Source organism: Methylobacterium sp. WL18 (assembly GCF_008040015.1).
GTDB lineage: Bacteria > Pseudomonadota > Alphaproteobacteria > Rhizobiales > Beijerinckiaceae > Methylobacterium > Methylobacterium mesophilicum.
Map to the genome: position 1 here is coordinate 1 of NZ_VRVD01000098.1, position 11,099 is coordinate 11,099.

Sequence of the window (11,099 nt, forward strand, 5' to 3'; positions counted from 1 at the left end):
CGCGGTCGCCCGCACGGCGACGGCGGCCCAGCGCGCCTCCGAGGATGCCCGCTGCGCCGCAGAAGTTGCCGAGGGTGCAGCTCCGTTCGTGCCGGACACCTGGGCCCGGGCCTGCACGATCCTCGACGCCGCCCTGGCGATCGGCCGGCAGGCGCCGGAGATCGACCTCGTCGGCGCCCGCGCGCGCCTCGATGCGGCCCGAGCCGGAATTCCGGCCTGATCAGGCCAGGACGGGCTCGGCGGCGAGGTCCAGTTCGATGGAGGCGCAGTTCTCCAGGAACGTGCCGGTAAGGTGATAGAAGAAGGTCCCGTGGCCCACCACCGCGATAGTCGTCTCGGGCCGCGCTTGCAGCCACTCCCGGAACCCGGCGACGCGGGCATCGAACAGGTGGCGCGGTTCCACCGGGTATCCGCCGACCTCGCAACCGGGCTCGGCATGCCACCACACCTCGGGTAGGTGCCCGACATCGAGATGCGGGAACTCGGCAGCGATCTCCGAGGCGGCCCGGCCGACGTCGCAACTGCTCTCCTGGCACTCCCGGTGCAACACCTCGACCAGCAGGCGAGGCCGGTTCGGGTGCTCCCCGAACAGGATCGCGGCGGTCTCGATCGCCCGGGTCAGCGGCGAGACCACCACCAGCTCGAACGGGATGTCCTTCAGACGCTCCCGCGCGTCTCGGGCCTGAGCCTGACCCCGCGGGGTCAGGCGGGCGTCGAGGAGGCCGGGATCGCCGCCCCCGTGCCGGTGGGCGGCGTTGAAGGTCGATTCGCCGTGGCGGATGCAGATGATGCGGGTGGTCTCGGGCATGTGGCTCGGATGTGTCGCGTGGGGGAGGGCGGGACGCTCAGGCGAAGCGGCCGCCGCGCTGGATGACCTCGATCTTGTAGCCGTCCGGGTCCGTGGCGAAGAAGAACCGGGCGAGCACGGTGTCGCCGTGCTTGAGGGTCTTCACGTCGGTGGCCGGAAGGCCCTCGCGGAGGTGGCGGGCGTGTTCGGCCTCAACGTCATCGACGACGACGGCGATATGGCCGTAGCCGTCGCCGAGGTCGTAGGGCGTGTCGCGGTCCTTGTTCACCGTAAGTTCCAGCTCGAACGGCGAGGCCGGATCGCGCAGGTAGACCAGGGTGAAATCGTCGAACTCGTAGCGGTCCGCAGCTTCGAAGCCGAAGGCACGGGCATAGTAGGCCCGCGCGCGCTCTTCGTCGCGAACGCGGATCATGGCGTGGACGGGCTTGGACATGCGGCAGCGTTTCCGGGATCGTCGAGGAATTGAGGACGCGCTCTATGTGGCGCCGCCCCGGCCAGGCGGAAAGGCCCGAGCCTCCGCCGCGACGCCGCGCGATCGCGGGACGGGCCCGGTGTCTCGCGCACAAATTGCTACTTGTTGACCCAACGTAAATCCTAGATTTCGAACGCCGAAATGGCGCGCACCTCGTCGAATGCGCAGATCTTTGATGTTGCCGCCTCGCCGGATGCGGTTCCGTAACTAGAAATTATGTTGGTCGTCACAGCGGATCCGACACGTGAGATCTAAAATTCCACGTGCCGCCTGGAAAAGATCAGATTTTAGGGCGCGCTTAATAGAATCATGATAAGGAGGCCAATGATCACGGCTTAAGCTAAGCCCCAGCCCGACGGACCCGAACAGACATGCTGCGCCTGTCGAACATCAAGATCATGCCCAAGCTGATCGCGGTGGTCGCGTTGATCGGCGTCATCGTGGGCGGCTGCGTCTGGTATGCCCAGTCGCGGATGAGCCAGATCGACGACGCCTACAGCACGTTCATCAGCAACGAGGCCGTCGCCGTCGCCGAGGGCCGGCGCCTCAACCGCTTCGTCTTCGAACTGAACTACTTCGTCTATCGGATCATCGCCGAAACCGATGCGGACCAGATTCGCGCCGCCAATGCCGGGTTCGAGGCCGCCGTGCCGAACCTGAAGGCGACGCTCAAGTCGCTGCGCGACCACGCGCCCAGCTACGCGCCGCGCATCGACGCGCTGACGACGCGAATCAACACGTTCCTGACCGACGTGACCGAGGTGCGCCGCCTGGGCACCAGCAACCAGAACGAACAGGCGATCGCCCTGGTCCATTCCGCGATCGATCCGACCTTCTCGACTCTGATGGTCGATGGCAACGCGCTGTCCAACGACATCAACGCCTTCATGCAGAAGGGCTCCGACGACCTGACGGCCCAGACCGAAGCCACACGCCTCAGCCTGATGATCGTCAGCGGCGTCGGGATGCTCGCCGGCGCGATCGCGGCCGCGTTCGTCGCGATGGTTGGCATCACCCGGCCGCTCGACCGCTTGGTCTCTGTCTTGCAGCGGATGGCGAAGGGCGAGATCGAAGCGGAGATCAGGGAGTCCGCCCGGAAGGACGAGATCGGCGCCGTCGGCAGGGCCGTGGAGGGCATCAAGGCGATGGTCGCCCGCAAGGCTGCCGAGGAAGCTGAGGTCCGGCGGGTCGCCGAGGAGGCCTCAGCGGCCGCGCGGAAGCAGACCATGCTGGAGCTAGCCGACGGGTTCGAGCGCGCCGTCGGCGGCATCGTCGGCCTGGTCTCGTCCTCGGCGACGGAGTTGCAGGCGACCGCCCAGTCGATGACGGCGAGTGCCACCGAGACCGCCAGCCAATCCACCACGGTGGCCGCCGCCGCCGAGGAAGCCGCCGCCAACGTCCAGACCGTGGCGGCTGCCGCCGAGGAACTGGGTTCGTCGGTCCAGGAGATCGGCCGGCAGGTGCTCGGATCGGCCGGGCTCGCCCAATCGGCGGTCGGCGAGGCGGACCAGACCCATCATCTCGTGCAGGCGCTCAGCCAGGCGGCGACCCGCATCGGCGACATGGTCGGCCTTATCTCGAACATCGCCGGGCAGACCAACCTGCTGGCCCTGAACGCCACCATCGAGGCCGCCCGCGCCGGCGAAGCCGGCCGCGGCTTCGCCGTGGTGGCCTCCGAGGTGAAGGAGCTGGCTGCGCAGACCGCCAAGGCCACCGAGGAGATCAGCCAGCAGATCGGCCAGATCCAGGGCGTGACCGGCCAGGCCGTCACGGCGATCGGAGGCATCACGGCGCGCATCCGGGAGATCGACTCGGTGGCGACCTCGATCGCCGCGGCCGTCGAGGAACAGGGCGCCGCGACACAGGAGATCGTCCGCAACGTCGCCCAGGCCGCCACCGGCACCAACGAGGTGACCAGCAATATCGCCGGCGTGGCCCAGGCCTCCGAGGATACCGGCGCTGCCGCAAGCCAGGTGCTCAACGCCGCTGGAGAGCTGTCGCGTCAATCCGAGCATCTGGGCGCCGAAGTGTCCCGCTTCCTCTCCACCGTGCGGGCGGCGTAACGCGCCCGTCCTCCCTCTGCGGGCTACCACGTGCAGAGATCGGCCCTCATTGGGCTGCAAGGCTCCCGATCCCGAACGGGAGCGGGGACTCGCGGCTCGTCCGCCGCTGTGTGAATCCACCGGGCTCAGCGGCGGGGCGGGAACGTGCTCGGGGCTGACCTTGGCCCCGATCCGGCAGCGATCAGTGAGCATCGTAGCCCGCACGGGTAGACGGCCGCGCCAGTCGTCGCTCTCCATGCAACGTCGAACGGGGCGAAGCCTGCCCGCGCCGAAGATCACTGGGCCGGGGCAGGCAGACTGACCGTTCGGGCCCTCCCGGCCCGGCCACGTCCGCTCCCTCAGACGCGCGCGGCGCCGTTCCCCGCGAACTCCCAGACCGGCACGCCAGCCTGCTGGTCGAACCTGTTTCCCGACCCCGAGCTGATGGTGAACCTGACCCGGTGCAGCTCGAGCCGATACACCGCTCGGCCGTCCACCATCAGCGCGCCGCACCGCTTGGTCCGACGTGTGCCGAAATGCGGGTCGACGCCGAACAGATCGGCCGTCGTCCAGCCGAGCCCGTGCGCCTCGTCGCCGAACCGTTCGATGAAGTCGAGCGCGCTGTGGCGCAACCGCGCCCAGCGCTCCACTGCCAGAAAGCGACAGGGTGAACTGCGCGCCGGCATCGCCTCGATCGAATCGCGCCACAGCACAACAGGGCTCGGAACGATAGCGATGTCGAGGGCTGTACACATATTATTACAGTACGCCAGAAGCTAAGCATTAACCATGTAGGGCAGCGCCAATTCCCGAGATTTCGATTTTATAAAAATTTGACATAGCCTTAAACACCCGGAATTTTTCGGCCGAAATTTATCCTGATAAGAGCTTGACAAACACTGGGGTCTTATAATCGACAACGTTGCTGCACAATAAATCAACTGTCGGTTGATGTGGCTGGAAATTTCCCGCCTTTGCCCGGATGCGGATAATGTATTCTCCCAATCGACGCGGCAGCGGCAGTCTGGATCGAGAGTGCCCGCCCTTCCGAGATGTCCGCGGCCTTGGGGGCCAGGAAGTGTCCGTCAGTGCCTGAGTTGCGCCGCGTCGGCGCTGGCGACACCCGAATCATCGCGAGGCCGCGAAGCGAAGCCCGGGGATGATGCTCACTCAAGCATCGTTCCGAACGGCGGCCGGCGGCTTTCGGAAAAAGACGTTGCGGATCAAGGAGCCCGCGTATCGTGCCGGTTCCGGTATCCGGCACGAAGCGCTGTCGGGCGTCTCGCCGGTGAGGGCTTCGGTTAGGGGGATGCGCGGGTGACGGCGCGGTCGGCGTTCACGCGTCCGGCCCAGTCCTTGACGCGGTCTTGACCCTTGAGGTCGATCAGCCGGGCGCCGCTGACGTCGACGTTCTTGAAGTCCGCGCCCGCCACAGTGGCGCCGGTCAGGTTCGCCCCGGACAAGTCCGAGCCCATCAGCACCACGTCGGTGAGGTCGGCATCCTGGAGGTCGGCGTATTCCAGGCGCGACCGCCCGAGGTTGGCCCCCTTCAGGTTAGCGCCCGCAAGGTTCACCGAGGTGAACACCGCCCGCATCAGGCCCATGGACTGGTTCTTGATGTCGGCGCCGCCTTTCAGGTCCACGAGCGTCGCGCCGCTCATGTTGGCGCCCTTGAAGTCGCCGATCGGCATCGACCGGCTGAGGTCGGCACCGCTGAGGTTGGCATCCCGAGCGGTGATGCCGAACATCTTCGTGTCCGCGAGCTTGGCGCCGGACAAGTCGGCCGTCAGGAACCACGCCTGTTCTAGGTTGGCACCGCTGAGGTCGGCGCCGCGCAGGTTGGTCTTGTTCAGGCGCGCGGTCCGCAGGTTGGCGCCCCGGAGGTTCAAGCCGGACAGGTCGAGGCCGGACAGCGCCTTGTCGTGCAGGTCGATCGGCTTGCCGTCCGCGGCCTTGATCATCGCTTCGACGTCGGCGCGGCTCATCTCGGCCTGGGTCATCGCAGGCGAGGACATGTTGGCGCCCAGCAGCAGATCCTGTTCGGCGACAGCCGGACCGGCAGCGAGTGTAGCCAGCATGAAGCTCAGGGCGAGGCGGCGCATCGGGTCACTCCCATCGGGTGCCGTGCAGGGCCGGCACCCGTATCGTTTTCATTGTGTCGCGATGCTATGCCGAGCCGCTGCACGCGGTCGGTGACCCAGGTCACACAAGTCCGGCGCGGCGGGAGAAAAACGCAACGCGCGCCGGATGATCAGCCTGTCGTCACGGCCGAGAGGGCGACGCCGATCATGATGGACGCGCATAAGGTCGAGCGTTGGGTCGACCGATTTCCACTTCTCCAAGCGCTCAGCGCGGCGCACCTGCAGCTCGCCCGGGGAACCGTACAGTTCCCGGTGCTGGACGCCGGCGCCACGGCCTACGAACTCGATGGCGAGTGTGCCAACTACCTGATGTGCCTGGAGGGGCGCACGCGCATCTTCCGCATGTCGGAGGGCGGGCGCGAGGTCTTGATCTACAAGGTCGGCCCTGGCGGCACCTGCGCCCTGACCACGCAATGCCTCCTGTCCGGTGGCACTTTCCCAGCCCAAAGCATCGCCGAAGAGCGGACCGAATTTGCCGCCTTGCCGGCGGGCACGTTCCAACACCTGATGGGCGACAGCGCCGCCTTCCGCAGCTTCGTCATGGACGACTACACGCGGCTGATGTCCGGCCTGTTCACGCTCATCGACGCGGTCGCGTTCGCCCCGCTGAAGCAGCGCCTGGCTCAGCGACTCCTGGCGGAAGCCGATCCCTGGGGCGTCGCCGCGGTCACCCACCAGACGCTCGCCGACGACGTCGGCAGCGTGCGCGAGGTGGTGAGCCGCATTCTCGCGCAATGGGCCGAGGCCGGCCTGATCGAACTCCGGCGCGGTGCGATCGAGATCGTCGACCGCGCCAGCCTGGCCGCCGCGGGCCGGCGGTGACGCGCGGCGCGCTCACTCCGCTTTGATCGGAGCGGGCGGCCACGATCCCGATCACCCCCCGATCCGCAGCACCTCCGTGCGGTCGCCCGCCTGCGCGAAGGCGGCGGGGTCGGCGCCGGTCATCCAGACCTGCCCGTGAAGGGCGTCGAGGGCCTCGAACAGGCCGGCCCGGCGGCGCGGATCGAGATGCGCCGCGACCTCGTCGAGCAGGATCATCGGGGCGATGCCGCTCATCGCCCGAACCAGGCGGGCATGGGCCAGGACCAGACCGATCAGCAGCGCCTTCTGCTCGCCCGTGGAGGCGGTACCGGCCGGGACGTCCTTGGGGCCGTGGCGGACCACGAGATCGGTGGTCTGCGGGCCCGTGAGGGTGCGGCCGGCAGCCCGGTCGCGGTTGCGGCCGTTGCGCAGGGCCAGCCGGAACCGATCCTCCGCCTCGATCGCCGGCCAGACCGCCACCAAGTCGTCGAGGTCACCCTCCAGGCGAATCGACGCCCATGGGAAGGGCTGGGAATCGTCACGCGTCTCGGCGATCAGCCGGTCCAGGCGCTCGGCGGTCTCCCGGCGGGCGAGCGCAACTGCCACCCCGAGCTCGGCCACCTCCCGCTCCACGGCATCGAGCCAGCGGCCGTCGTCGGTCCGGTCCTCCAGCAGGCGGTTGCGCGAGCGTAGCGCCCGCTCCATGGCCGAGACCCGCGCTCCGTGACCGGCATCCACCGCCAGGACGAGACGGTCGAGGAACCGGCGCCGGTCGCCGGCAGCGCCGCGGAACAGCCCGTCGAGGTCCGGCGTCAGCCAGACAACCCGGACGAACTCGCTGAACGCCACCGGCGAAGAAGCGGGGGCGCCGTCGATGCGGCAGAGCCGGCTCGTGCGCCCGTCCGGCCCCGGCGGCTCCAGACCGGTGCCCAAGCGATGCTCGGCGCCGTCCCGATCGAGGGTAAGCGACACGGCAAAGCCCCCCGGGCCGTCCGCGCGCGCCATGGCGGCGAACTCCGCCCGGCGCAGGCCCCGGCCCGGCACGAACAGCGAAATCGCCTCGAGCAGGTTGGTCTTGCCGGCGCCGTTCTCGCCGACCAGGGCGACGAAGCGGGCGCCGGGGTTGAGTTCGAGGTCGGTGTGGTTGCGGAAGTCGCGGGCGATCAACCGGGTGATGCGTGTGGTTCCAGCCGCGTCGAGTTCACTCATAAGGCGGCACAATGGAGCGGTCGCGCGCCGAGTGCAGCATGCGATCGATCGAAATGCGGTCGTCGAGGATGCGATGAAGGATCAGGTAAGATCGGAATATGAGGATCCGTACGGTGAGAGCAATCTCCGACGCGGGCCTGCCCATCATCGGCTGGCGACCGAGCGCCTGACAACGGGTGCGTAGCTCCGAGACGAAGCTGCGGGCGCGCGTCGGATTGTCAGCCGCGATGAAGTCACCGATCTCGCGCAGGTCGGCTCGGGCTCGGCGCGACACGACGACAGGCTTCAAGAGCCGGCCTTTTCCATGGCGGCATAGCGCGCATCCAAGGCATCCAGCGTGGCGTCGAGCGGTTCGTGATCTCCACTCTCGACGCCCTCCCGCCAAGCCTCCCGCATCGTCGAAAGGCGATCCTCGTGCTGGAGCAGCAACGCGACACCGGCGGCGACCGCCTCCTCCGGCGAACCGTAGCGCCCTGCCGCGATCAGACGATCGAGCGAGGCTTCCTGGGTCGGATCGAGGATGACGGCTTTCGGCATGGCAGCCTAATACTACACCCGCATCGGCATCAGCACGTACAGGGCCGGCGCGCCCTCGCGGTCCTGGATCAGGGTCGGCGAGCCCGGGTCGGCAAGCTTGAACAGGGCGGTGTCGCCCTCGAGTTGCGCGGTGATGTCGAGCAGGTAGCGGGCATTGAACCCGATATCGAGGCCGGCGGCCTCGTAATCGACGTCCAGCTCTTCCGTGGCGCTGCCCGAATCCGGGTTGTTGACCGAGAGCGCCAGGCGCCCCTCGGTGAGCCCGAGCTTCACGGCGCGACCGCGCTCGGACGAGATCGTCGAGACCCGGTCCACCGCCTTGGCGAAGGCGTCGCGCTGCACGGTCAGGCGCTTGTCGTTGTTGGCCGGGATCACCCGCTGGTAGTCCGGGAAGGTGCCGTCGATCAGCTTGGAGATCAGGGTCAGGCCGCCGGCGAAGCGCAGGCGGATCTTGGCGGGCGACAGGTCGACCGCCACGGTCTCGCCGCCGTCGTCCAGGAGCTTCTGGATCTCGGCCACCGCCTTGCGGGGCACGATCACCCCCGGCATGCCGACGCTGCCCTGCGGGGCCGGGATCTCGACCCGCGCGAGGCGGTGGCCGTCGGTGGCGACCGCGCGCATCACCGGGCCGGCCTCGGCCTCCAGCGTGTGCAGGTAGATGCCGTTGAGATAGTAGCGCGTCTCCTCGGTGGAGATCGCGAACTGCGTCTTGTCGATCAGGCGCTTGAGGTCGGCGCTCGCGATCTCGAAGCCGTGCGGCATCTCGCCGGCGGCGAGGTCCGGGAAGTCGCCCTCCGGCAGGGCGCCCAGCGCGAAGCGCGACCGGCCCGAGCGGATCGTCATCTGGCCGGATTCGCCGCCGGTCTCCAGAGAGACTTGGGCGCCGTCGGGCAGCTTGCGCACGATGTCGTAGATCACGTGCGCCGGGACCGTGGTGGCGCCGGGATCGGCCACGTCGGCCGGCACGCTCTCGGTGACCTCGATATCGAGGTCCGTCGCCCGGAGCTGCAGGCTCGATCCCTCCGAACGCAGCAGCACGTTCGACAGGATCGGGATCGTGTTGCGGCGCTCGACGACCCGATGCACGTGGCCGAGCGACCTGAGCAGGGCCGCGCGCTCGACGGTGACTCTCATCGCGATACTCGAGTGATGGGGGAGGGCGCCGCGGCCGGCATCCCTCTCGAAAACAGGCCGATCAGCTTGGCGAAGGGGACGTGCGAACGCAAGGCCGCCGCAGCGGCATCGCACAGCTACGCCGCCAGCCGGTGGGATTCAGGGTTCCCGCCGGGGCCGCCCCGTGCGAAAGCGCCGCGCTCCACCTGAAGCGGCACCGGCCGCCCGAGTTCCGTCAGACCATGCCGCACACCGTCGAGACCGCGAGACCGCACGCCGCCGCACCGAGCGCCAGCCCCGGGCGGATCCTGGCCGCGAGCTTCATCGGCACCGCGATCGAGTTCTTCGACTTCTACATCTATGCGACCGCGACCGCCCTGGTGATCGGCCCGGTCTTCTTCCCGGCGGGGGCGCCCGGGGTGCAGCAACTCAGCGCGTTCGCGACCTTCGCGATCGCGTTCATCGCGCGGCCGTTCGGGGCGGCTTTGTTCGGGCATTTCGGCGACCGGGTCGGCCGCAAAGCGACGCTGGTCGCCTCGCTGCTGATCATGGGCCTGTCCACCGTCCTGATCGGCTGCCTGCCGACCTACGCTACAGCGGGCTGGTGGGCGCCGGCCGCCCTGTGCGTCCTGCGCTGCGGCCAGGGGATCGGGTTCGGCGGCGAGTGGGGTGGGGCGGCCCTGCTGGCGGTGGAGAACGCACCGCCGGGCAAGCGCGCCTGGTACGGCATCTTTCCGCAGCTTGGCGCGCCGGTCGGCTTCATCCTGGCCAATCTCGGTTTCCTCTGCCTCAGCTTCGGCCTGTCGCCCGAGAGCTTCCAGGCCTGGGGCTGGCGCCTGCCGTTCCTGGCCTCGGCCGCCCTGGTCGGGGTCGGCCTCTACGTGCGCCTGAAGCTCACCGAGACGCCGGCCTTCAAGGCCGCGCTGACCGACGCGAAGCCCGAGCGCGTGCCGTTCGCCACGATGCTGACCCAGCACGGCGGCGCAGTGCTGATCGGGACTTTCGCCATGGTGGCGGTCTACGCGGTGTTCTACCTCTCGACGGTGTTCGCCCTGGGCTACGGCACCGGCACGCTGGGCTACAGCCGCCCGACCTTCCTGCTGTTCGAGTGCATCGCGGTCTGCTTCATGGCACTTGGGACTGTGATTTCGGGGGCTGCCGCCGACCGGTTCGGCCGCAAGCCCGTGCTGCTCTCCGGGATGGCCGCGGTGTTCGCGCTCGGCTTCCTGATGGGCCCGATGCTCGGGAACGCTGCCTCGGCCGGGACCTGGCCGCCGGTGCTGGGCTTCCTGTGCCTCAGCCTGCTGGCGATGGGCTGGGTGTTCGGCCCGATGGGCGCGGTGCTGCCGGAGCTGTTCCCGACCCGGGTGCGCTACACGGGGGCCTCGGTCACCTACAACCTCGCCGGTATCCTGGGCGCCTCTGGGGCGCCCTACATCGCCCAGGAGCTGGCAGCCTATGGCGGGATTGGCTTCGTCGGATTCTATCTCGCGGCCGCCGCCGTGCTCAGCTTCGTCGCCGTCCTGGCCATGCGGGAGAGCGCGTACGATTGAGGGCGGCCCACCCCTCACATGCGGGCTTGGGCGACCGGCTCGTAGCGGCCGAGGAACCGCGTCCGGTCCCACAGCTCGATCGCCTCGTCCGTGGCCATGGCCCGGGCGCGGCGACGGGCCTGCGTGTCGTCGGCGGCCGGAACGATCTCGGCCGAGAACACGCGGCCGGCCCGGTCGAGCTTGAACGCCCGGTAGGCGCGGTTTCGCTGAGCGGTCTGGGCGTCCAGGTTGAGCATCGGGTCTTCCTCGGAGCCCGACCCTTCCGAAAACCGGTTAACCGTCCGTCAACGCGCGATCTCAGTTCCGCTTGTCGAGGGGGCGGCCCAGCAGGCGCGCGAACTCGGCCTCGATCTCCTCCACGGAGAACGGGTTGCCGGCGGCCTTCGGCTCGGGCCGCGGCGCGGCGGGCGCAGGCCGTGGCGG

General features: G+C 68.8%; 12 protein-coding genes and 1 pseudogene. 4 read left to right on the forward strand and 9 right to left on the reverse strand.

Annotation, left to right across the window (positions count from 1 at the left end; genetic code table 11):
- Positions 1–220: pseudogene (locus FV228_RS10365) on the forward strand (hypothetical protein); the annotation flags it as partial.
- Here FV228_RS10365 and FV228_RS10370 read toward each other — a convergent pair.
- Both FV228_RS10370 and FV228_RS10375 read right to left on the reverse strand, forming a co-directional pair.
- Positions 221–808: a histidine phosphatase family protein gene (locus FV228_RS10370; RefSeq protein ID WP_147854548.1), complete on the reverse strand. Its 588-nt coding sequence runs from the start codon at positions 806–808 to the stop codon at positions 221–223.
- A 37-nt stretch (positions 809–845) separates the two neighbouring features.
- Entirely contained in the window at positions 846–1,241 is a 396-nt protein-coding gene (locus FV228_RS10375; protein WP_147854549.1) for a VOC family protein, read from the reverse strand.
- A gap of 410 nt (positions 1,242–1,651) precedes the next feature.
- On the opposite strand from FV228_RS10375, the gene FV228_RS10380 reads away from it, so the two are divergent.
- Complete coding sequence (locus tag FV228_RS10380) at positions 1,652–3,343, forward strand: methyl-accepting chemotaxis protein (protein WP_147854550.1); 1,692 nt, start codon at positions 1,652–1,654, stop codon at positions 3,341–3,343.
- A 338-nt stretch (positions 3,344–3,681) separates the two neighbouring features.
- Here FV228_RS10380 and FV228_RS10385 read toward each other — a convergent pair whose 3' ends face one another.
- Together FV228_RS10385 and FV228_RS10390 are read right to left on the reverse strand one after the other, a co-directional pair.
- Positions 3,682–4,035 carry a hypothetical protein gene (locus tag FV228_RS10385; protein ID WP_147854551.1) on the reverse strand — a complete coding sequence of 118 codons (354 nt, stop codon included), beginning with the start codon at positions 4,033–4,035 and terminating at the stop codon, positions 3,682–3,684.
- 588 nt (positions 4,036–4,623) lie between these two features.
- Positions 4,624–5,424, reverse strand: coding sequence for a pentapeptide repeat-containing protein (locus FV228_RS10390; protein WP_147854552.1), 801 nt, complete (start codon positions 5,422–5,424; stop codon positions 4,624–4,626).
- 186 nt (positions 5,425–5,610) lie between these two features.
- Between FV228_RS10390 and FV228_RS10395 the strand changes: the two genes are divergently transcribed.
- Positions 5,611–6,285: a Crp/Fnr family transcriptional regulator gene (locus FV228_RS10395; protein WP_147854559.1), complete on the forward strand. Its 675-nt coding sequence runs from the start codon at positions 5,611–5,613 to the stop codon at positions 6,283–6,285.
- A 51-nt stretch (positions 6,286–6,336) separates the two neighbouring features.
- Here the strand turns inward: FV228_RS10395 and recF are convergent, their stop codons facing one another.
- Genes recF through dnaN form a run of 4 tightly spaced genes read right to left on the reverse strand, consistent with a single transcriptional unit; the run spans position 6,337 to position 9,144 of the window.
- Positions 6,337–7,473, reverse strand: a complete 1,137-nt coding sequence (gene recF / locus FV228_RS10400) for a DNA replication/repair protein RecF (protein ID WP_147854553.1) — start codon at positions 7,471–7,473, stop codon at positions 6,337–6,339.
- A complete protein-coding gene (locus FV228_RS10405; protein ID WP_147854554.1) occupies positions 7,466–7,762 on the reverse strand; it encodes a type II toxin-antitoxin system RelE/ParE family toxin in 297 nt (98 codons plus the stop codon). The genes recF and FV228_RS10405 overlap by 8 nt, the downstream gene beginning before the upstream one ends.
- Positions 7,759–8,010 carry a type II toxin-antitoxin system ParD family antitoxin gene (locus FV228_RS10410; RefSeq protein ID WP_147854555.1) on the reverse strand — a complete coding sequence of 84 codons (252 nt, stop codon included), beginning with the start codon at positions 8,008–8,010 and terminating at the stop codon, positions 7,759–7,761. The genes FV228_RS10405 and FV228_RS10410 overlap by 4 nt, the downstream gene beginning before the upstream one ends.
- A 12-nt stretch (positions 8,011–8,022) precedes the next feature.
- Positions 8,023–9,144 carry a DNA polymerase III subunit beta gene (dnaN, locus tag FV228_RS10415; protein WP_147854556.1) on the reverse strand — a complete coding sequence of 374 codons (1,122 nt, stop codon included), beginning with the start codon at positions 9,142–9,144 and terminating at the stop codon, positions 8,023–8,025.
- 221 nt (positions 9,145–9,365) lie between these two features.
- Here dnaN and FV228_RS10420 point away from each other — a divergent pair, with 221 nt between their 5' ends.
- The gene (locus FV228_RS10420) at positions 9,366–10,676 is read left to right on the forward strand and encodes an MFS transporter (protein WP_147854557.1); all 1,311 of its coding nucleotides are present in this window, start codon (positions 9,366–9,368) and stop codon (positions 10,674–10,676) included.
- Between the two features lie 14 nt (positions 10,677–10,690).
- On the opposite strand, the gene FV228_RS10425 is transcribed toward FV228_RS10420, so the two are convergent.
- The gene (locus FV228_RS10425) at positions 10,691–10,912 is read right to left on the reverse strand and encodes a hypothetical protein (protein WP_147854558.1); all 222 of its coding nucleotides are present in this window, start codon (positions 10,910–10,912) and stop codon (positions 10,691–10,693) included.
- Between the last annotated feature and the right edge of the window lie 187 nt (positions 10,913–11,099).

Bases quoted from the DNA above. Each gene is read 5' to 3' on its own strand.
- FV228_RS10370 (WP_147854548.1), bottom strand. From the start codon at position 808: ATGCCCGAGACCACCCGCATCATCTGCATCCGCCACGGCGAATCGACC.
- FV228_RS10380 (WP_147854550.1), top strand. From the start codon at position 1,652: ATGCTGCGCCTGTCGAACATCAAGATCATGCCCAAGCTGATCGCGGTG.
- FV228_RS10395 (WP_147854559.1), top strand. From the start codon at position 5,611: ATGATGGACGCGCATAAGGTCGAGCGTTGGGTCGACCGATTTCCACTT.
- FV228_RS10425 (WP_147854558.1), bottom strand. From the start codon at position 10,912: ATGCTCAACCTGGACGCCCAGACCGCTCAGCGAAACCGCGCCTACCGG.
- FV228_RS10375 (WP_147854549.1), bottom strand. From the start codon at position 1,241: ATGTCCAAGCCCGTCCACGCCATGATCCGCGTTCGCGACGAAGAGCGC.
- recF (WP_147854553.1), bottom strand. From the start codon at position 7,473: ATGAGTGAACTCGACGCGGCTGGAACCACACGCATCACCCGGTTGATC.
- FV228_RS10420 (WP_147854557.1), top strand. From the start codon at position 9,366: ATGCCGCACACCGTCGAGACCGCGAGACCGCACGCCGCCGCACCGAGC.
- FV228_RS10390 (WP_147854552.1), bottom strand. From the start codon at position 5,424: ATGCGCCGCCTCGCCCTGAGCTTCATGCTGGCTACACTCGCTGCCGGT.
- FV228_RS10410 (WP_147854555.1), bottom strand. From the start codon at position 8,010: ATGCCGAAAGCCGTCATCCTCGATCCGACCCAGGAAGCCTCGCTCGAT.
- dnaN (WP_147854556.1), bottom strand. From the start codon at position 9,144: ATGAGAGTCACCGTCGAGCGCGCGGCCCTGCTCAGGTCGCTCGGCCAC.